This is a genomic window from Rhodococcus sp. PSBB066, from assembly GCF_017068255.1.
In the GTDB taxonomy this organism is placed as follows: Bacteria; Actinomycetota; Actinomycetes; order Mycobacteriales; family Mycobacteriaceae; genus Rhodococcus; species Rhodococcus aetherivorans.
In genome coordinates this window covers 4,078,918-4,099,227 of the sequence record NZ_CP070859.1, presented here as the reverse complement: position 1 = coordinate 4,099,227, position 20,310 = coordinate 4,078,918, and the positions used below count along the sequence as shown (strand labels likewise).

Sequence of the window (20,310 nt, the reverse complement as noted above, 5' to 3'; positions counted from 1 at the left end):
TGAGCCGATGACGGTGCAGGTGCCCACGGTGGACGTCGCCCGGATCCGGGCCGACTTCCCGATCCTCGGGCGCACGGTGCGCGACGGAAAGCCCCTGGTCTACCTCGACTCCGGGGCCACCTCGCAGCGCCCGACGCAGGTCCTCGACGCCGAACGCGCGTTCCTGACCACCTGCAACGCGGCCGTGCACCGGGGAGCGCACGAGCTCTCCGAGGAGGCCACCGACGCCTACGAGGGCGCCCGCGCCGTGATCGCCGACTTCGTCGGCGCGGATCCCGACGAGGTGGTGTTCACCAAGAACGCCACCGAATCGCTCAACCTCGTCGCCTACGCCTTCGCCGACGCCCGGTTCCCGCGGCGCCTCGGGCCCGGCGACGAGATCGTCGTCACCGAACTCGAACACCACGCCAACCTGGTGCCCTGGCAGGAACTCGCCCGGCGCACCGGCGCGACGCTGCGCTGGTTCGGCGTGACCGACGACGGCCGCATCGACGTCGACTCCCTCGAACTCACCGACCGGGTCAAGGTCGTCGCCTTCACCCACCAGTCCAACGTCACCGGGGCCGTGGCGCCGGTCGAGGAGCTGGTACGGCGCGCGAAGGCCGTCGACGCGATCGTCGTCCTCGACGCCTGCCAGTCCGTGCCGCACATGAGCGTGGACTTCCACGCGCTCGGCGTCGACTTCGCCGCGTTCTCCGGCCACAAGATGTTCGGCCCCTCCGGCGTCGGCGTCCTCTACGGCCGCCGTGAGCTGCTCGCCGACGTGCCGCCGTTCATCACCGGCGGCTCGATGATCGAAACCGTCACCATGGAGGCGTCGACGTTCGCGCCGCCGCCGCAGCGCTTCGAGGCCGGCTCACCGATGTCGTCGCAGGCCGTCGGTCTCGGCGCCGCGGTGCGGTACCTGCAGCAGATCGGCATGGACGCCGTCGCCGCGCACGAGCACGAGCTCACCGCGGCGGCCCTCGCCGAACTCGCCGGCATCGACGGTGTGCGGATCGTCGGCCCCACCACGGCCGAGCAGCGCGGCGGGGCGGTGTCGTTCGTCGTCGACGGCATCCACGCCCACGATCTCGGGCAGATCCTCGACGACGAGGGCGTCGAGATCCGCGTCGGGCACCACTGCGCGTGGCCGCTGCACCGTCGATTCGGGGTCGCGGCGACCGCCCGCGCCTCCTTCGCCGTGTACAACACGCTCGACGAGGTGGCCGCGCTCGGCGCGGCGATCCGCCGGGCCCAGGCCTTCTTCGGAGCGCGCTGATGCGGATGGAGCAGATGTACCAGGAGGTCATCCTGGACCACTACAAGCACCCGCACCACCGGGGTCTGCGCGAGCCCTACGGCGCGGAGGTGCACCACGTGAACCCCACCTGCGGCGACGAGGTGACGCTGCGGGTGCATCTCGCCGACGACGGCACCGTCGCGGACGTCTCCTACGACGGGCAGGGCTGCTCGATCAGCCAGGCGTCCACCTCGGTGCTCACCGACCAGGTGATCGGGGAGCCGCTGGACCGGGCCCTGGCCACCGTCGACGCGTTCGCGGAGATGGTCGGCAGCCGCGGGACCGTCGAGGGCGACGAGGACGTACTCGGCGACGGCATCGCCTTCGCCGGCGTCTCGAAATACCCGGCGCGCGTGAAGTGTGCGCTGCTGGGCTGGATGGCCTTCAAGGACGCCGTCGTGCAGATCGCCGACAGCATCCACAGCACCCACAGCACTCACAGCACCGCACCCGTAGCCAGCGGAGGACAGAACTGATGACCGAACCCGTGACCCCGGCGGACGAGACCACCGCCGCAGCCCCGGACGCGGCTCCCACCCTCGACCCCGAGCGGTTCGAGGAGCTCGAGGAGGCGATGCGCGACGTCGTCGATCCCGAGCTCGGAATCAACGTCGTCGACCTGGGCCTGGTCTACGGCATCACCGAGGACGACGAGGCCGTCACCATCGACATGACGCTCACGTCGGCGGCCTGCCCGCTCACCGATGTGATCGAGGACCAGTCCCGCAACGCTCTCGTCCGCAGCGGCCTGTGCGACGAGCTGCGCATCAACTGGGTGTGGATGCCGCCGTGGGGGCCGGACAAGATCACCGAGGACGGTCGCGAGCAGCTGCGCGCGCTCGGCTTCACCGTCTGACGCGGCCGGTGACCCGGCCCAGCTCCCAGGCGCCCCCGGATCCGGGGGCCGGCAGCTCCCCGGATCCGATCACCGCCCTCGAACACGAGTTCATGGCGCTGATGCGCCGCGGCCGGGCACAGATGGGGGAGCGGGCCCGCGCCGTCCACCCCCGGCTGGATCCGGCGTGCTACCCGCTGCTGGTGCTGCTCGGCCGCGCCGACGCGGTGGCGATGTCGGAGCTGCTCGCGGATCTCGCCATCGAGAAGTCGACGTTGACGCGGCGCATCGACGCCGCCGCCCGGCTCGGCCTGGTCGAGCGGACGACGGACCCGCAGGACGCGCGGGCGCGGCTCGTGGCGCTCACCCCGGAAGGCCGGGAGCGGCTGACCGCGTTGCAGCGCGAGCAGACGGCGCGGTGGCGTCGCCGGCTGTCCGCATGGGACACGGCCGACGTGGAGCAGCTCACGGCGCTCCTGCGCCGCCTCGGCGACGGACTGGACTGAGATGTGGTGCCGGCCGCGGCCGGCACCCATCCGACACCTGAGGCCCCGGCCGGTGCCGGGGCCTCAGGCCCGCTTGCGCGCGGTGGACTTCTTCGCGGGGGCCTTCTCGGTGGTCTTCTTCGCCGCCGTCTTCTTCGCGGTGGGCTTCTCGGCCGTGGTCTTCTTCGCCGGCGTCTTCTTCGCGGCGCTCTTCCTGGCGGGCGTCTTCTTCGCCGCCGCGCCGCGGGCGGGCGCGGCCGCGCCCGACTCGTCGCCGGCCGCGGCGGCGTCCACGCTGCGCTGCAGCGCAGCCACCAGGTCCAGCACCTCGGCGTCCTCGGCGGCGGGTTCCCCCGCCGGGGTCACCGGCAGCACCTTCTCGCCGCCCCGGGCGATGATGTCGTCGATCAGCGACCGCAGCTCGACCTGGTACTCGTCGGTGAACTCGTCCGGACGGAAGTCGTCGGCCATCGACTCGACGAGCATCTCCGCCATCGCCAGTTCCTTCTGCTTCGGCGGCTCCGCGTCGTCGAGCACCGGGAACGCCACCGACCGCACCTCGTCCGGCCACAGCAGGGTCTGCAGCACGAGCACGCCGTCGCGGTTGCGCAGCGCCGCCAGCCGGGTGCGCTGCCGCAGCGTGAAGTGCACCAGTGCGGTGCGATCGGTCTGCGTGAGCGTCTCGGCCAGCAGCGTGTACGCCTTCGGCGACGACGAGTCCGGCTCGAGGTAGTACGACTTCTCGAACAGGATCGGGTCGATCTGCTCGGTCGGGACGAACTGCAGCACCGGGATCTCGTGTTTCTCCGCGACAGGCAGCTTGTCGAAGTCCTCGTCGGCGAGCACGACCCGCACGCCCTCGTCGGAGTCGTAGGCCTTGTCGATCTCGGCGTAGGGCACCGACTCGTCGCACTCGGTGCAGATCCGGTCGTACTTGATCCGCCCGCCGTCCTTCGCATGCACCTGGTGGAACCGGATGTCGTGGCTCTCCGTGGCCGAATACACCTTCACCGGCACGTTCACCAGCCCGAACGCGATGGAACCCTTCCAGATCGAACGCATGGTTCCATCATGATCGAGATCGGCGCCCGCCGCGCGGAACCGGGCGAACTCCTCACCACAGGGCGCGCAGCATCGCCCCGCGCAACGCCGGCGAACCCGTCGCGAACATCCGGGTCATCGCCGCCACCGTCCCGCCGAGGTCGGTGCGGCCCGACAGGTAGGAGCGCTGGCGTTCCGGTGGCAGCGTGAAGAACCCCGCGAAGAACGCCGGGGTCTGTTCCGGGTGTAGTCCCAGCAGCACCCGCAGCCCCGAGGCGCGCAGCTGCGCGACCGCACGCGCGGACGGGGACCACAACGCCGCCGTGGCGCTGCGGCCCCCGGCGAGCGCGTGCGCCACCGGATCGGCCGCCGCCAGCGACGCCGCCACCGCGTAGCCGGTGCCCGGGTGCATCAGCCCGCCGCGGGCGCCGAACCGGGCCACCCCGCGCGCCGACCCCGGCGGGGGTTGCACGGCGAACCGCACCCGCTCCACCGGCTCCGTCCCGCTCAGCGTGACCCCGCGCGCGGCGAGCCGGGCCTCGAGGCGGCGCCGCAACTCGGCGAGCGGAATGGCGGGCCGCCCCACCAGGCAGGTCTCCTCCAGCAGCACCCGGCCGCCGCCGAGCGGCACCGCGTACAGGAACGACGGCGCATCCCCGGAGCGGGTGCGGTTGTCGCGCCGCCAGTCCATGAACCAGGCGGCGCGGCCCTCCAGCACGGGTGCGGCAGTGGCGGCGTCGACCGTGACCCCGAAGGCGGTCTGCTGGGCGCGGGAGCGGTCGGCGGGCACCCCGCGCGCGTCGATCACGCTCCGGGCCCGCAGCACGCTTCCGTCCGCGAGGGTGACGCGATCCGGGGCGACGGCGTCCACCCGGCCGGCCCGTACCCGCGCCGGCTCCAGCGCCAGGCTTCGCTGCAGTGCCGACGCATCGAACACACCGTAGGGGCGCTCGATCCGGTGTGGCCGCACCGTCCACGCCGCCGGCTCGTCCACCCGCGCCGCGAGCACCGAGGGGGGCAGCCACGACGGCAGCTCGTCGAGCCACGCCGCATACGTCGCAGTCCACGGCCGATCCGGCTGCGGGTCCACGGCCAGCACGTCGAGACCCGCGGCGACCGCCCGGTGTGCCACCGCACGCCCCGCCGGCCCGAGCCCGACGACCAGCACCTCCGCGTCTATCACCCGCTACATCGCTCCCGTCGCCAGCAGTCCACCGTCCACCCGCACAGTCTCCCCGGTGATCCAGCCGGCCGCATCGGAGACCAGGAACGCGACCAGCTCGGCGACGTCCTCGGGCGTGCCGAGGCGGCCCATCGGGTATCGGGCGGCGGCGGTGTCCTCACCGCCGGCGACGAGCGCGGCCGCGAACCTCGTCTTCACCACCCCGGGCGCGACCGCGTTGACGCGCACGCCCGGCCCCAGCTGCCAGGCCAGCTCCTCGGTCAGCCGGATCAGCGCCGCCTTCGACGCCCCGTACGCGGCGATCACGCCGGTCGAGCGCAGGCCCGCCACGCTCGCGACGTTGATCACGGAACCGCCGTGCTCGGCCATCCACGCGCGGTAGGCCTGCTGCACGAATCCCAGCGCGGCGACGACGTTGACGTCGAAGATCTTGCGGACGGCGTCCAGGTCGGCGTCCATCAAAGCCCCGTAGACGGGGTTGATGCCGGTGTTGTTGATCAGGATGTCGAGCCCGCCGAGCTCGGCGACGGTGCGGCGCACCGCCTCGGCGCGGGTGTCGGCGTCCCCGGCGTTACCGGGCAGCTCGAGCACCTGCCCGCCGTGTCCGAGGGCGCGCAGCTCGCCGGCGGCCTCGGCGAGCGGCTCGGCGTGGCGGGCCGTGAGGGCCACGCTCGCGCCGCGGGCGAGCAGCGCCGCGGCGATCGCCTTGCCGATCCCGCGGCTCGCTCCGGTGACCAGCGCCGCGCGGCCCGTGAGGTCGGAGCCGGGGGAGGTGTCGGGGGAAGTGGTCATGCCGGCGAACGTAGCGCATCTCACCCCGGCATCCCGGGGTGGACACGGTAAAATGAATGGTTCGTGCGCCTGCCCCCGCGGCATTATTGGCAGCCAATCCGAGTCGTCCCCGAGGAGCCTCACGCGTGATCACCGCCACCGATCTGGAAGTCCGCGCCGGCGTGCGGACGCTGCTCTCGGCGCCGGGCCCGGCGCTGCGGGTGCAGCCCGGCGACCGGATCGGGCTGGTCGGGCGCAACGGTGCCGGCAAGACCACCACCCTGCGCATCCTCGCGGGGGAGGGCGAGCCGTACGCGGGCGCCGTCGTCCGCTCCGGCGACCTCGGCTACCTGCCGCAGGATCCCCGCGAGGGCAACCTGGACGTCCTGGCCAAGGACCGTGTGCTCTCCGCCCGCGGCCTCGACGAGATCCTGCGCGCGATGGAGAAGCAGCAGGCCGTCATGGCCGAGGCCGTCGACGAGAACGTCCGTGACCGGGCGGTACGCAAGTACGGGTCGCTCGAGGAACGCTTCTCGGCGCTCGGCGGGTACGAGGCCGAGTCCGAGGCCGCCCGGATCTGCACGAGCCTCGGACTGCCGGACCGGGTCCTGGGCCAGCCCCTGCGCACCCTGTCCGGTGGTCAGCGCCGCCGCGTCGAACTCGCCCGCATCCTGTTCGCCGCCTCCGACGGCTCCGGCAAGTCCACCACCACCCTGCTGCTCGACGAGCCCACCAACCACCTCGACGCCGACTCGATCACCTGGCTGCGCGGATTCCTGCAGAACCACGACGGCGGCCTGGTCGTCATCAGCCACGACGTGGACCTGCTCGCCGACGTCGTGAACAAGGTGTGGTTCCTCGACGCGGTGCGCGGCGAGGCCGACATCTACAACATGGGCTGGAAGAAGTACCTCGACGCGCGGGCCACCGACGAGGCGCGCCGTCGCCGCGAACGCGCCAACGCCGAGAAGAAGGCGTCCGCGCTGCGGCAGCAGGCGGCCAAGCTCGGCGCGAAGGCCACCAAGGCCGTCGCGGCGCAGAACATGGCCAAGCGCGCCGACAAGCTGCTCGCCGAGCTCGACGAGGTGCGGGTGGCCGACAAGGTGGCCAAGATCCGGTTCCCGGAGCCGGCGCCGTGTGGCAAGACCCCGCTCATGGCCGAGAGCCTGACGAAGGTGTACGGCTCGCTGGAGATCTTCACCGGTGTGGACCTGGCGATCGACCGGGGCAGCCGCGTCGTCGTGCTCGGTCTCAACGGTGCCGGAAAGACCACGCTGCTGCGCCTGCTCGCGGGGGTGGAGACCCCGGACGCGGGCCGGCTGGCGCCCGGCCACGGCCTGAAGATCGGCTACTTCGCCCAGGAGCACGACACCCTCGACGACGACGCGACGGTGTGGGAGAACATCCGGCACGCGGCGCCGGACGCGGGGGAGCAGGACCTGCGGGGGCTGCTCGGGGCGTTCATGTTCACCGGCCCGCAGCTCGACCAGCCGGCCGGGACGCTGTCCGGCGGTGAGAAGACCCGGCTGGCGCTGGCCGGACTGGTGTCGTCCGCGGCGAACGTGCTGCTGCTCGACGAGCCGACCAACAACCTCGATCCGGTCTCGCGGGAGCAGGTGCTCGACGCGCTGCGCAGCTACGCCGGTGCGGTCGTGCTCGTCACCCACGATCCCGGCGCGGCCGAGGCGCTCGATCCGGAGCGGGTGATCCTGCTGCCGGACGGTTCCGAGGACCACTGGTCGCAGGAGTACCTGGAGCTGATCCAGCTGGCGTGAGGTCCGGCCCTGCGTGACCGTGCGCGGGAGTACCCGGAGCCGATCGTGCCGGCGCGGGGTGCGGCCGCGGCCCGGACCTGCGCGATTCCTCCCGGCACCTCGCCCCGTCCACTAGCCTGGAAGCGGGGCCTTGCCGAGCCGACGGGAGGATCCGATGGCACGCAAATCCGGGCACGCCGGGAATGTACTGACCAAGGGCACACGGGTCACGGGGGAATCGCGTGACCGTCTCCAGGCAGAACTGAAACGCCGCTACGAGGCCGGGGCGAGCATCCGGACGCTGGCGCAGGAGACGGGCCGTTCCTACGGGTTCGTGCACAACGTGCTCGTGGAGTCCCATGTAGCGCTGCGTGGCCGGGGCGGACCGAACCGGCGGAGCGCGGCGCGCGCCTCGACCTGAGCGGGTCAGCCGGCGGCGGTCCGTCGCACGGACTCCTCGACCAGGTCCAGTACCGCCGACAGTTCGCTGTCGGCGGTGCCCGAGGCGAGCCGCGCGATGAGGCCGTCGAGGACCAGGTCCAGGTAGCTGAGCACCACCTCGGTCGGCACGTCGTCGCGCAGCCGGCCGGCTTCGCGTTGCCGCTCGAGCCGGCCCACGGTCGCCTTGGTCAGCTCGGCGGAGTGCTGTGTCCACGCCTTCGCGAAGTCCGGGTCGGTGCGCAGGCGCCGGGTGATCTCCAGCCGGGTGCCGAGCCAGTCGAACTGCTCCGGTGAGGCGAGCATGTCCCGCATCACCTGCACGAGGCCCTGCTCGGCGGCGACGTCGGCCATCCGCGCCGCATCCTCCTGGGCCAGCGCCAGGAACAGCCCGTCCTTGTCCTTGAAGTGATGGAAGATCGCGCCGCGGGACAGTCCCGTGGCGTCCTCCAGGCGGCGCACCGTGGCGCCGTCGTAGCCGAACTCGGCGAAGCACCGTCGCGCGCCGGCGAGGATCTGACTCCGGCGTGCGGCGAGGTGGTCCTCACTGACCTTGGGCACCGCGAACGTCCTTTCGGGGAAGAGACGGCGGGCCCGAGACGAGACGTCCCGAGCCCGCCGCCGGTGCACTGCGTGTGCGGTGAACCGATCTCGGACGTCAGCCCTTGATCATGTTGCGCAGCACGTACTGCAGGATGCCGCCGTTGCGGTAGTAGTCCGCCTCACCGGGGGTGTCGATCCGCACGACCGCGTCGAAGACGACCTTCTCGCCGTTCTCCCGGGTCGCGGTGACCTTGACGGTCTTCGGGGTGACGCCCTCGTTCAGCTTCTCGATGCCCTCGATGTCGTAGACCTCGGTGCCGTTCAGCTTCAGCGAGGCGGCCGACTCGCCGGCGGGGAACTGCAGCGGGACGACACCCATGCCGATGAGGTTGGAGCGGTGGATCCGCTCGAACGACTCGGTGATGACGGCCTTGACGCCGAGCAGGCTGGTGCCCTTGGCGGCCCAGTCCCGCGAGGAACCGGAGCCGTACTCCTTGCCGCCCAGCACGACCAGCGGGATGCCGGCGTTCTGGTAGTTCTGCGACGCGTCGTAGATGAACGCCTGCGGGCCGCCGTCCTGCGTGAAGTCGCGGGTGTAGCCGCCCGAGACGTCGTCGAGGAGCTGGTTGCGCAGCCGGATGTTCGCGAACGTGCCGCGGATCATCACCTCGTGGTTGCCGCGCCGCGAGCCGTAGGAGTTGAAGTCCTTGCGCTCGACACCGTTGGCCTCGAGGTACTGCGCGGCCGGGGTGCCCGCCTTGATGTTGCCGGCGGGGGAGATGTGGTCGGTGGTGACCGAATCGCCGAGCAGCGCGAGCACCCGCGCCCCCTTGATGTCCGTGACCGGAGCCGGGGTCTTGGGCATGCCCTCGAAGTACGGGGGCTTACGCACGTAGGTGGACTGGGGATCCCACTCGAAGGTCTTGCCCTCCGGGGTGGGCAGGCCACGCCAGCGCTCGTCGCCCTTGAACACGTCCGCGTAGCCCTTGACGTACATCTCCTGGCTGATCGCGGAGCCGATGGTGTCCTGGATCTCCTGGGCGGAGGGCCAGATGTCCTTCAGGAACACGTCGTTGCCGTCGGCATCCTGGCCGAGGGCGTCGTGCTCGAAGTCGAAGTCCATCGTGCCGGCGAGGGCGTAGGCGATGACCAGCGGCGGGGACGCCAGGTAGTTCATCTTCACGTCGGGGGAGATGCGACCCTCGAAGTTGCGGTTGCCGGAGAGCACCGCGGTGGCCGTCAGGTCGTTGTCGTTGATGGCCTTGCTGATCGCCTCGTCCAGCGGGCCGGAGTTGCCGATGCAGGTGGCGCAGCCGTAGCCGACGAGGTAGAAGCCGAGCTTCTCGAGGTACGGCCACAGGCCGGCCTTCTCGTAGTAGTCGGTGACGACCTGCGAGCCGGGGGCCATGGAGGTCTTGACCCACGGCTTGGCCGACAGGCCCTTCTCGACGGCGTTGCGGGCGAGCAGCGCGGCGCCGAGCATCACGGACGGGTTCGAGGTGTTGGTGCAGGAGGTGATGGAGGCGATCACGACGGCACCGTGGTCGAGGACGAACTCGCCCTTCTCCTCGGAGACGACCTTGACCGGCTTGGTCGGCCGGCCCTCGGAGCCGTTCGCGGCCGACTGGACATTCACGGCACCGTCGTCGGCGAAGGACAGGGCGACCGGGTCGGACGCCGGGAAGGACTCCTCGACGGCCTCGTCGAGCTGGGTGTGGTCGGCCGGGTGGTGCTCCTCCACGTAGTTGTGGATGTCCTTGCGGAAGGCGCTCTTCGACTCCGACAGCAGGATCCGGTCCTGCGGGCGCTTCGGGCCGGCGATGGACGGAACCACGTCACCGAGGTCGAGCTCGAGGTACTCGGAGTACTGCGGCTCGACATCCGCGTCGTGCCACAGGCCCTGCTCCTTGGCGTAGGCCTCGACGAGGGCGAGCTGCTCGTCGCTGCGGCCGGTCAGGCGCAGGTAGTTCACGGTCTCCTCGTCGATCGGGAAGATCGCCGCGGTGGAGCCGAACTCGGGGCTCATGTTGCCCAGGGTGGCGCGGTTGGCCAGCGGCACCTCGGCGACGCCCTTGCCGTAGAACTCGACGAACTTGCCGACGACACCGTGCTTGCGCAGCATCTCGGTGACGGTGAGGACCACGTCGGTGGCGGTCACGCCCGGCTTGATCTCACCGGTGAGCTTGAACCCGACCACGCGCGGGATGAGCATGGAGACCGGCTGGCCGAGCATCGCGGCCTCGGCCTCGATGCCGCCGACGCCCCAGCCGAGCACGCCCAGGCCGTTGACCATGGTGGTGTGCGAGTCGGTGCCGACGCAGGTGTCGGGGTAGGCCTGGCCGTTCCGGACCATGACGGTGCGCGCGAGGTGCTCGATGTTGACCTGGTGCACGATGCCGGTGCCGGGCGGGACGACCTTGAAGTCGTCGAAGGCGCCCTGGCCCCAGCGCAGGAACTGGTAGCGCTCCCCGTTGCGCTGGTACTCGATGTCGACGTTGCGCTCGAAGGCGTCGGCGCGGCCGGCGACGTCGATGATCACGGAGTGGTCGATGACCATCTCGGCGGGGGCCAGCGGGTTGACCTTGTTCGGGTCGCCGCCGAGGGTCTCGACGGCCTCGCGCATCGTGGCGAGGTCGACGATGCAGGGCACGCCGGTGAAGTCCTGCATGATCACGCGGGCGGGCGTGAACTGGATCTCGACGCTCGGCTCGGCCGACGGATCCCAGCTCGCGATGGCGCGGATGTGATCGGCGGTGATGTTCGCACCGTCTTCGGTGCGCAGCAGGTTCTCGGCGAGAACCTTCAGTGCGTAAGGGAGTTTCTCGGTGCCCGGAACGGCCGAGAGGCGGAAGATCTCGTAGGAGTTCTCTCCGACCTCCAGCGTCCCCTTGGCGCCGAACGAATCAATACTGGTGCTCACGTCAGCTCCACTCGTCGATGAGGCTCGCCGCCGACGGGGCTGTGTCGACGGCCGAAGCGAGGCCCCGGAGCCGAGCCGGGCCGCAGAACAGGGCCGGACGGCGTCGGAGGCGTCTCGCGGCAAGTCTAACAGTACGCTTGTCCTGTGAACCGATGGGACACAACCGCCGATCCGGCGTCCGGCCGCCGCCGCGGCGCCGTCGCGTAGGGTACGAACGGCGCCGCACGAGCGGCGGCCGTCGAGCCCCACGGAGAGAGATGTCTGCGCCCCTGTCACGTGTCCTGACACCGTCGGCCACCGACCTCCCCCCGGGTGTCTCGCTCGAGCAGGTCCTCGCCGATCTCGCCGACGACCAGGTCTCGGCACCCCCGGACCGCGTCGACGACCTGGTCGCCGTCGTCGAACGCGCGCAACAGCACGGCATCGACCTGAGCATCGTCGTGCTCGACCGCGATCCCCGGCTCGACTCGCAACTGCGCGACCTCGCGACCGACGTCGCCGGCGAGGACGGCGGCACCGTGCTCGTGCTGAGCCCCGGCTGGGCCGGCGCCCACAGCGACAGCATCGACCGGGTGCTCCTCGAGTCCGCGCAGGACCGCACCTACACCGGCGATCCGGTCGTCTCGGCGTCCAACTTCGTCGACGCACTCACCGAGCCCGCGCCGCCCTGGACGCTGCTGACGGTGCTGCTGCTGCTCGCGGTCGCGGGCGCGGCGGGGGCCACGTACCTCGCCAAGGCGGTCCGTCGCCGCGGCGACACCGGCGGGGCGGAGACGGTCGCTGCCGACCGGCCCGCCCGCTGACCGGACCGCACCGAGAATTTTCCCGGCCACCACTGTGGCCGTCGTCACAGTTCAGGGCGTTGACACAGGTCGAATTACCCTTCTGTTATTTGTGACTGGAGTTTCCTCGGGGTGCAAAGTGTCGTACGGTGCACTTGGCGCTCTTGGGGAAGGGGTGTCACACATACCCGGAGTCGGGTCGCGGTGCGAACCGTGAGGCGACGCCGGGCTGCCGAGCGATGCAACCGCGGCCTCGTCCGCGGTGGATCGCTGCTGCGGCGACCCCTTTCCAGGTTGCGCTCGGGTGCGTCCCGCCGGCGCGACCGAGGGAGGGCGATGTGAGGCGTAGCGGTATACGGCAGGCGATGTCCCGACAGCCGTCGCGGACGCCCCGAAGACGCCGACTGTCCCGCACGACCCGGCTGGTTCTCGGTCTCGGCCTGGCCGTCTCCCTGATCGCGGGTACCGCCGCGTCCGCCGGCGCGGTACCGTCCCCGCCGCCGAATCCCAGCGATGCCGATCTCGCGGCCGCCGGGGTGGCCGTCGCCGCCGGGGTGGACCAGGTGGGCAGCCTCATCCTCCGGATCGCCACCGCCGACCAGCAACTCGCCGAACTCGAGAATCAGGTCGCGGTCAAGCGGGAGAACGTCAACCGTGCCCTCGTGGACCTGCAGTCCGCCCGCGACGCCGCCGACGCCGCCGCCCACGCGGTCGCCCTGTCGCAGCAGGCGCTGAAGGACGCGGGCACCCGGATCCGGCAGGCGCAGCAGGACTTCGACGCGTTCGCCCGCGACAGCTACGTCCAGGGCACCAATGTCGCCTCCCTCGCCTCGTTCATCGGCTCCACCGGTCCCGACGACCTGCTCGACCGCGCCCAGATCATGCGCCTGCTCTCCGCGGGCCGCACCGTCGTCCTCGACGCCCTCGAACGTGCCCGCACCGAGCAGGCCAACCGGGACTCGCGGGCGCGGGCCAGCAAGCAGGAGGCGGACGCCGCCGCCGCCGCGGCGGAGGAACGCCGGGCCGCCGCCGAGGCGGCGATCGCCGAGGCGCGCACCGCGCTGGCCGCGCAGACGGCCGAGAAGCAACGCATCGAACAGGACCGCGCGCAGGCGCAGGCCGAACTCGACCGGGCCCGCGGCACCGTCACCGGGCTCGAGGGCCAGCGCGCGCAGTACGCGGAGTGGGATCGGCAGCGGCAGGCCGAGGAGGCCGCGGCGGCCGCGGCCGAGACCGCCGCCCGGCAGGCTGCGGCCGACGCCGCCCGGCGCGTCGCCGCCGACGCCGACGCCCGCGCCCGCGCGGCCGAACTGGCCAACGGGCAGCGGCCCCACACCCAGATCGACGACTACGTGCGGCCCCGGCCGGCGGCCGCCGAATCCGGCGAGTCCGAGGTCGGATTCGAGTCGCCGCTGCCACCCACCTCCGACGCGACCACCACCCGGCCGGGCCGCACCACGCCCGAGCAGGACGAGTCGGGTACCGACGGGTCGGGCACCGACGGATCCGAGGACGGCACCGGCGGGTCGGGCACCGACGGATCCGGGGACGGCACCGGCGGATCCGGGGACGGCACCGACGGATCGGGGGACGGCACCGACGGAGCGGGCGAGCCGACGACCGACGGCAGCGGCGAGTCCGACTCGGAGGACTCGACGATCCCCGACCGCGCCGACCCGGTCGAGGAGGAGGGCACCACCACGTCTCCGCCGACCCGCAGCCGGCCCAGGACCACTCCCAAGCCGGGCTCGACCCTCGGCGGCACCGCCGCCGTCGAAACGGTGATCGACCGGGCGATGTCGCAGATCGGGGTGCCCTACGCCTGGGGTGGTGGCGACGAGAACGGTCCGACCCTCGGCATCCGCGACGGCGGCGTCGCCGACAGCTACGGGGACTACAACAAGGTCGGCTTCGACTGCTCCGGGCTGATGATCTACGCATTCGCCGGGATCGGGATCTCGCTGCCGCACTACACCGGCTACCAGTACACCGCGGGCGAGCAGGTGCCGTCGGCCGAGATGCGCCGCGGCGACATGATCTTCTACGGCCCGAACGCCAGCCAGCACGTGGGCCTCTACCTGGGCGACGGGCAGATGATCGAGGCGCCGCAGTCGGGTTCGCACGTGAAGATCTCACCGGTACGCTGGGACGGCATGACCCCGTACGTGGTACGGATGGTGTCCTGAGGCACCGCTTCGGCCCGGCCGGAGGCGGGCTCGCTCGACACCGGTGACCGCGGGCGTCGGCTCGGCGACGGCGGGGGCGTCCGGCACCTGGAATAGTGGTGTGGGTAGGTGACTTCGAGCAGGAACGACCTAGGCGAAAGCGGTGGATTCTTGGTGACCTCACGCGAGGGTGGCACGTCGGGCACGGCAACGTCGGACGCGAAGACCGCCACGGCGGCCGCGGCCGCCCCGGCCGGGGACGCGGCACGCACGTCGGACCAGGCACACGATGTGCGCCTGCTCGAGCAGGCGATCTACGAGGTCAAACGGGTGATCGTCGGTCAGGACCGGCTCGTCGAGCGGATGCTCGTCGGCGTCCTCGCCCGCGGCCACGTGTTGCTCGAAGGTGTTCCCGGCGTGGCCAAGACCCTCGCGGTCGAGACGTTCGCGAAGGTCGTCGGCGGCTCGTTCTCCCGCGTGCAGTTCACCCCGGACCTGGTGCCGACCGACCTCGTCGGCACCCGCATCTACCGGCAGGGCCGCGAGGCGTTCGACACCGAACTCGGGCCCGTCGTGGCGAACTTCGTGCTCGCCGACGAGATCAACCGGGCCCCGGCGAAGGTACAGTCCGCGCTGCTCGAGGTGATGGCCGAACGGCACGTCACGATCGGTGGCAGGACCTTCCCCATGCCCGACCCGTTCCTGGTGATGGCCACCCAGAACCCGATCGAGAACGAGGGCGTGTATCCGCTGCCGGAGGCCCAGCGCGACCGGTTCCTGTTCAAGGTCCTCGTCGACTACCCCACGGTCGAGGAGGAACGCGAGATCGTCTACCGCATGGGGGTGGCCGCACCCGAACCCAAGCAGGTCCTCGACAGCGACGAGCTGATCCGCCTGCAGCAGGTCGCCAACCGCGTGTTCGTCCACCACGCCCTCGTCGACTACGTGGTGCGCGTCATCTTCGCCACCCGCGCCCCCGGCGAGATCGGCCTGACCGAGGTCGACGGGTGGATCGCCTACGGGGCCTCCCCGCGGGCGACCCTCGGCATCATCTCCGCCGCGCGCGCCCTGGCGCTGCTGCGCGGTCGCGACTACGTCGTGCCGCAGGACGTCGTCGACATCATCCCGGACGTGCTGCGGCACCGGCTGGTGCTGTCCTACGACGCCCTCGCCGACGACGTCACGCCCGACCAGATCATCGCCCGCATCCTGCAGACCGTCGGCATGCCGCAGGTCGCCCCGCAGGCCAACCCGCCCGCCCCGGTCCCGGTCGGGGCCGCGGCCGCGCCGGCGGCAGGCGTGACCGGGCCGGAGGCGGGTGCGGGGCAGCGGTGAGCCGACGCCCCCCGGTGACCCCGCCGACCTTCCGTTCCGGCGAGCTGCGTGACCCCGCCCTCACGGCGGCGCTGCGGACCCTCGAGCTGACCGTGCGGCGCCGCCTCGACGGGGTGCTGCACGGCGACCACCTCGGGCTCATCCCGGGGCCCGGCTCGGAGCCCGGCGACGCCCGCGAGTACCAGCCCGGCGACGACGTGCGGCAGATGGACTGGTCCGTCACCGCCCGCACCACCCACCCGCACGTGCGGCAGACCGTCGCCGACCGCGAACTCGAGACCTGGTTGGCGATCGACCTCTCGCCCAGCCTCGACTTCGGCACCGGGGTCTGCGAGAAGCGGGACCTCGCCGTGGCCGCCGCCGCCGCGGTCGGCTACCTCGCCGGCGGCGGCGGCAACCGGATCGGTGCCGTCGTGAGCACCGGGGCGCGCACCCACCGCGTGCCCGCCCGCGGCGGCCAGTTGCACACGCAGGCGATGCTCCGCTCGATCGCGACGACCCCGCACGCCCCCGACGGCACCCGCGGGGACCTGCGCGGGCTGATCGAGTCGCTGCGCCGCCCGCAGCGTCGCCGCGGCCTGGCCGTCGTCGTCAGCGACTTCCTCGGCCCCATCGACTGGGAGCGTTCGCTGCGCGCCCTGTCCGGCCGGCACGACCTGCTCGCGGTGGAAGTCCTCGACCGCCGCGACCTCGAACTGCCCGACCTCGGCGACGTCGTGCTGCACGACCCCGAGACCGGGCACACCCGCGAGTTCACCACCAGCGAGCAGTTGCGCGCCGACTACGCCCGGGCCGCCGCCGAGCACCGCGCCGCCGTGCGCAAGGCCGTCCGCGGCTGCGGCGCCCCGCTGCTGAGCCTGCGCACCGACCGCAACTGGATCGACGACGTGGTCCGGTTCGTCGCCGCCCGCCGCCACAGCTTCGGCGCCCCGGTGAAGGGGGGCCGGTGAGCATCTCCGACTTCACCGCGCCGTGGTGGTTGCTGTTCCTGTTCGTCGTCGGGGCCCTCGCCGCCGGATACGTGGCGGTGCAACGCCGCCGGATGCGGCACACGCTGCGGTTCACCAACCTCGAGCTGCTCGAGAAGGTCGCCCCCCAGCGGCCCGGCCGCAGCCGGCACGTCCCGGTCGCGTTGCTGCTGGCCGGGCTGGCGCTGCTCACCGTCGCCGCTGCCGGGCCCACCGCCGAGCAGCGGGTTCCGCGCAACCGCGCCACCGTTGTCCTGGTGATCGACGTGTCGCTGTCGATGCAGGCCACCGACGTCGAGCCCACTCGCCTCGCCGCCGCGCAGGCCGCCGCCAAGTCGTTCGCCGACGACCTGACTCCCGGCATCAACCTCGGCCTGGTGGCGTTCTCCGGCACCGCGTCGGTGCTCGTCTCGCCGACCACCAACCGGGAGGCCACCAAGACCGCGATCGACAACCTGCAGCTGAGCGAGCGCACCGCCACCGGCGAGGCGATCTTCACGGCCCTGCAGTCCGTCGACACCCTCGCCGCGGTGCTCGGCGGCGGCGACCAGGCGCCCCCGGCGCGGATCGTGCTGCTCTCGGACGGCAAGCAGACCGTCCCGGAGAGCCCCGACGACCCGCGCGGCGGCTTCACCGCCGCCCGGCAGGCCGCGGACAAGGACGTGCCCGTCTCGACCATCTCCTTCGGCACCGAGTACGGCACCGTCACGATCGAGGACGAGCGCATCCCGGTGCCGGTGGACGACCCGTCCCTGAAGGAGATCGCCAACCTCTCCGGCGGCACCTTCTTCACCGCATCGAACCTGCAGGAACTCGAGGACGCCTACAACACCCTCGAGGAACAGATCGGGTACGAGACCACCCGCGGCGACGCCAGCCGCCCGTGGCTGATCCTCGGTGTCCTCGCCGTCGCCGGGGGTGTCGCCGCCGCCCTGCTGCTGCGCCAACGCCTGCCCTGACCTGCGCCGCGGACCGCGTGCCCGCCGCCGCGGGCGCCTTGTTACCGACCCGTACCGCCACCAGATAGGGTTTGACCCCATGACTGACGCAAGCAGCCCCGCCGGATCGCCGCGCCCCGCGGCCACCCCCCGCTCGGTTCTCGTCACCGGCGGCAACCGCGGCATCGGCCTCGCCGTCGCTCGCCGCCTGCAGGCGGACGGCCACAAGGTCGCCGTCACCCACCGCGGCTCCGGCGCCCCGGACGGACTGTTCGGCGTCCGGTGCGATGTCACCGACAGCGCGTCCGTCGACGCCGCGTTCAAGGAGGTCGAAGAGCACCAGGGCCCGGTCGAGGTCCTGGTCGCGAACGCCGGCATCACCGACGACACGCTGCTGATGCGGATGACCGAGGACCAGTTCGCGAAGGTCATCGACGCCAACCTCACCGGTGCGTTCCGGTGCGCGAAGCGCGCCAACCGCGCGATGCTGCGGGGGCGCTGGGGTCGGATGATCTTCCTCGGCTCGGTCGTCGGCATGGCCGGTCAGGCGGGGCAGATCAACTACGCGTCCTCGAAGGCCGGCGTCATCGGCCTGGCCCGCTCGGTGACCCGCGAACTCGGCTCGCGTTCGATCACGGCGAATGTCGTCGCGCCCGGATTCATCGAGACGGACATGACCGCCGAGCTCTCCGACGACGTCCGCGACACCGCGAAGAAGTTCATCCCGCTGCAGCGTCTCGGCAAGCCCGAGGACGTCGCGGCGGTCGTGAGCTTCCTCGCGTCCGACGACTCCGCCTACGTCTCCGGAGCGGTCATCCCCGTCGACGGCGGCCTCGGCATGGGGCACTGACGCCGGCACGCACGCCACCACATCCGAAACTCACTGGAGGACCGACACACTCATGGGCGGACTGCTCGAGGGCAAGACCATTCTCGTCACCGGCATCATCACCGACGCCTCCATCGCCTTCCACACCGCGAAGGTCGCGCAGGAACAGGGCGCGAAGGTCGTCGTCACCGGCTTCGACCGGCTGCGCCTGATCGATCGCATCGCGCAGCGGCTGCCGCAGCCGGTGCCCCCGGCCCTCGAACTCGACGTGCAGAACACCGACCACCTCGACACCCTCGCCGGCCGGGTGCGCGAGCTCGCCCCCGAGGGCCTCGACGGCGTCGTGCACTCCATCGGCTTCGCCCCCCGCTCCTGCCTGGGCAGCCCGTTCCTCGACGCGCCGTGGACCGACGTCGCCGTCGCCCTCGAGGTCTCCGCCTACTCCTACGCCGCGCTCGCCAAGGCCCTGCTGCCCGTCCTCAACGACGGCGCCTCCCTGGTCGGCATGGACTTCGACCCCGCCCGCGCCGTCCCGTTCTACAACTGGATGGGCGTGTCCAAGGCCACCCTCGAGTCCGTCAACCGGTACGTCGCCAAGGAGGTCGGCGGCCGCGGTATCCGCTCCAACCTCGTCGCCGCCGGCCCGATCAAGACCCTCGCCGCCAAGGCCATCGCCGGCGACGCCACCGGCCCCGGCGCCGAGATGAACCGGCTCAACGAGGGCTGGTCCGCGGCGGCCCCGATCGGCTGGGACGTCGATGACCCCACGCCCGTCGCGAAGACCGTGTGCACGGTGCTGTCCGACTGGCTGCCCGGCACCACCGGGTCGATCGTCTACGTCGACGGGGGATTCCATTCCCAGGTCGGCTTCGGTGCCGGCGCCTAGGGTCGAGCCATGACCCGTACCTCCGAGCCGTACGACGCACTGCTGGTGCTCTCGTTCGGCGGTCCGGAAGGGCCGGACGACGTGCGCCCGTTCCTCGAGAATGTCACCCGGGGCCGCGGCGTGCCGCCCGAACGCCTCGACGAGGTCGCCGAGCACTACCTGCACTTCGGGGGTGTCTCACCGATCAACGCCCTCAACCGCGACCTCATCGCGCGCCTCGAGGCGGACTTCGCCGCCGCCGGGCTGGACCTGCCGATCTACTTCGGCAACCGCAACTGGCACCCGATGATCGAGGACACCGTCGCGGCCATGCGCGACGACGGGGTGCGCAACGCGCTGGTGTTCCCCACCTCGGCGTGGGGTGGCTATTCGGGGTGCCGGCAGTACCACGAGGACATCGCCCGCGCCCGCGCCGCCGTCGGCGACGACGCACCCGTGCTGACCAAGCTGCGGCACTTCTACGATCACCCGCTGTTCCTCGACGCCGTTGCCGACGCCGTCGCCGCGGCGCGGGCACAGCTGCCCGCCGACCGCCGCGACGCGGCGCGCCTGGTGTTCACCGCCCACTCGGTGCCCACCGCCGCCGACGCCACCGGCGGCCCACCCGAGCTGGGCGGGCACCTGTACAGCCGGCAGGTCGCCGAGGCGGCCCGCCTGGTCGCCACCGCCGCCGGCAGCGCCGACCACGACCTGGTGTGGCAGTCCCGATCCGGGCCGCCGCAGGTGCCGTGGCTCGAGCCGGACATCGTCGACCACCTCGAGGCCCTGCACGCGCGCGGCGTCGACGCGGTCGTCGTCGTGCCCGTCGGCTTCGTCTCCGACCACCTCGAAGTCGTCTGGGACCTCGACACCGAAGCCCGCGACCGGGCCGCGGAACTCGGCATGGCGTTCGCCCGCGCCGCCACCGCCGGCCCCGACCCGCGGTTCGTGCAGATGGTGCGCGAGCTGGTGCGCGAACACCTCGACGGCGCCGCCCCCGTGCGGCGCGGCACCCAGCCGCTGCTGGGCGTCGGCTGCAACGGCGTGCTGTGCGCACCGGAATGCTGCCGGCCACCAGCCCGGCCCCGCTGACCGGGCGGGCTCAGCCCACCACCCCGGGCTCGGGGTAAGAGAACGAGGACGCCGGGCCTCTCCGAGGCGTGTCCGCGGCATCGG

At 72.1% G+C, this 20,310-nt stretch carries 19 protein-coding genes; 14 read left to right on the top strand and 5 right to left on the bottom strand.

Annotated elements, in window-relative coordinates:
• The first annotated feature begins 7 nt into the window (after positions 1–7).
• From JYA75_RS18530 to JYA75_RS18515, 4 genes are all read left to right on the top strand, one after another.
• A complete protein-coding gene (locus tag JYA75_RS18530; protein ID WP_006939266.1) occupies positions 8–1,261 on the top strand; it encodes a cysteine desulfurase in 1,254 nt (417 codons plus the stop codon).
• Entirely contained in the window at positions 1,261–1,758 is a 498-nt protein-coding gene (sufU, locus tag JYA75_RS18525) for a Fe-S cluster assembly sulfur transfer protein SufU (RefSeq protein ID WP_006939267.1), read from the top strand. The genes JYA75_RS18530 and sufU overlap by 1 nt, the downstream gene beginning before the upstream one ends.
• Positions 1,758–2,138, top strand: a complete 381-nt coding sequence (locus tag JYA75_RS18520) for a metal-sulfur cluster assembly factor (protein WP_006939268.1) — start codon at positions 1,758–1,760, stop codon at positions 2,136–2,138. The genes sufU and JYA75_RS18520 overlap by 1 nt, the downstream gene beginning before the upstream one ends.
• Positions 2,139–2,230: 92 nt before the next feature.
• Positions 2,231–2,623 (top strand): MarR family transcriptional regulator, encoded by a 393-nt coding sequence (locus JYA75_RS18515; protein WP_050036359.1) that lies wholly within the window; start codon positions 2,231–2,233, stop codon positions 2,621–2,623.
• Positions 2,624–2,686: 63 nt separating this feature from the next.
• Here the strand turns inward: JYA75_RS18515 and JYA75_RS18510 are convergent, their stop codons facing one another.
• The 3 genes from JYA75_RS18510 to JYA75_RS18500 are packed head-to-tail and all read right to left on the bottom strand — an operon-like array spanning position 2,687 to position 5,618.
• Positions 2,687–3,664 (bottom strand): Ku protein, encoded by a 978-nt coding sequence (locus tag JYA75_RS18510; protein WP_029543658.1) that lies wholly within the window; start codon positions 3,662–3,664, stop codon positions 2,687–2,689.
• 52 nt (positions 3,665–3,716) lie between these two features.
• Positions 3,717–4,826 carry a lycopene cyclase family protein gene (locus JYA75_RS18505; RefSeq protein ID WP_029543659.1) on the bottom strand — a complete coding sequence of 370 codons (1,110 nt, stop codon included), beginning with the start codon at positions 4,824–4,826 and terminating at the stop codon, positions 3,717–3,719.
• 3 nt (positions 4,827–4,829) lie between these two features.
• Complete coding sequence (locus JYA75_RS18500; RefSeq protein ID WP_043798805.1) at positions 4,830–5,618, bottom strand: SDR family oxidoreductase; 789 nt, start codon at positions 5,616–5,618, stop codon at positions 4,830–4,832.
• 125 nt (positions 5,619–5,743) lie between these two features.
• On the opposite strand from JYA75_RS18500, the gene JYA75_RS18495 reads away from it, so the two are divergent.
• Together JYA75_RS18495 and JYA75_RS18490 are read left to right on the top strand one after the other, a co-directional pair.
• Positions 5,744–7,372 carry an ABC-F family ATP-binding cassette domain-containing protein gene (locus tag JYA75_RS18495; protein WP_006939277.1) on the top strand — a complete coding sequence of 543 codons (1,629 nt, stop codon included), beginning with the start codon at positions 5,744–5,746 and terminating at the stop codon, positions 7,370–7,372.
• 154 nt (positions 7,373–7,526) lie between these two features.
• Positions 7,527–7,772, top strand: a complete 246-nt coding sequence (locus tag JYA75_RS18490; protein WP_006939279.1) for a helix-turn-helix domain-containing protein — start codon at positions 7,527–7,529, stop codon at positions 7,770–7,772.
• A 5-nt stretch (positions 7,773–7,777) separates the two neighbouring features.
• On the opposite strand, the gene JYA75_RS18485 is transcribed toward JYA75_RS18490, so the two are convergent.
• Together JYA75_RS18485 and acnA are read right to left on the bottom strand one after the other, a co-directional pair.
• Complete coding sequence (locus JYA75_RS18485) at positions 7,778–8,350, bottom strand: TetR/AcrR family transcriptional regulator (RefSeq protein WP_006939281.1); 573 nt, start codon at positions 8,348–8,350, stop codon at positions 7,778–7,780.
• A 97-nt stretch (positions 8,351–8,447) separates the two neighbouring features.
• Positions 8,448–11,252 carry an aconitate hydratase AcnA gene (acnA, locus tag JYA75_RS18480; RefSeq protein ID WP_065922572.1) on the bottom strand — a complete coding sequence of 935 codons (2,805 nt, stop codon included), beginning with the start codon at positions 11,250–11,252 and terminating at the stop codon, positions 8,448–8,450.
• Between the two features lie 257 nt (positions 11,253–11,509).
• Here acnA and JYA75_RS18475 point away from each other — a divergent pair, with 257 nt between their 5' ends.
• The 8 genes from JYA75_RS18475 to JYA75_RS18440 all read left to right on the top strand — a co-directional run bounded on the left by JYA75_RS18475 (position 11,510) and on the right by JYA75_RS18440 (position 20,226).
• Positions 11,510–12,055, top strand: a complete 546-nt coding sequence (locus JYA75_RS18475; protein ID WP_006939285.1) for a DUF6676 family protein — start codon at positions 11,510–11,512, stop codon at positions 12,053–12,055.
• Positions 12,056–12,399: 344 nt separating this feature from the next.
• Positions 12,400–14,220 carry an NlpC/P60 family protein gene (locus JYA75_RS18470; protein ID WP_006939287.1) on the top strand — a complete coding sequence of 607 codons (1,821 nt, stop codon included), beginning with the start codon at positions 12,400–12,402 and terminating at the stop codon, positions 14,218–14,220.
• A gap of 153 nt (positions 14,221–14,373) precedes the next feature.
• The gene (locus JYA75_RS18465) at positions 14,374–15,534 is read left to right on the top strand and encodes a MoxR family ATPase (protein WP_006939288.1); all 1,161 of its coding nucleotides are present in this window, start codon (positions 14,374–14,376) and stop codon (positions 15,532–15,534) included.
• On the top strand, positions 15,531–16,484 hold the full coding sequence (locus JYA75_RS18460) for a DUF58 domain-containing protein (protein WP_029543665.1): 954 nt from the start codon (positions 15,531–15,533) through the stop codon (positions 16,482–16,484). The genes JYA75_RS18465 and JYA75_RS18460 overlap by 4 nt, the downstream gene beginning before the upstream one ends.
• The gene (locus tag JYA75_RS18455; protein ID WP_006939291.1) at positions 16,481–17,461 is read left to right on the top strand and encodes a VWA domain-containing protein; all 981 of its coding nucleotides are present in this window, start codon (positions 16,481–16,483) and stop codon (positions 17,459–17,461) included. Before JYA75_RS18460 ends, JYA75_RS18455 begins: the two co-directional genes overlap by 4 nt.
• A gap of 79 nt (positions 17,462–17,540) precedes the next feature.
• Positions 17,541–18,290, top strand: coding sequence for a 3-oxoacyl-ACP reductase FabG1 (fabG1, locus tag JYA75_RS18450; protein ID WP_029543667.1), 750 nt, complete (start codon positions 17,541–17,543; stop codon positions 18,288–18,290).
• 52 nt (positions 18,291–18,342) lie between these two features.
• Positions 18,343–19,155: an NADH-dependent enoyl-ACP reductase InhA gene (inhA, locus tag JYA75_RS18445; protein ID WP_006939295.1), complete on the top strand. Its 813-nt coding sequence runs from the start codon at positions 18,343–18,345 to the stop codon at positions 19,153–19,155.
• 9 nt (positions 19,156–19,164) lie between these two features.
• On the top strand, positions 19,165–20,226 hold the full coding sequence (locus tag JYA75_RS18440) for a ferrochelatase (RefSeq protein ID WP_185712746.1): 1,062 nt from the start codon (positions 19,165–19,167) through the stop codon (positions 20,224–20,226).
• Positions 20,227–20,310 lie beyond the last annotated feature (84 nt).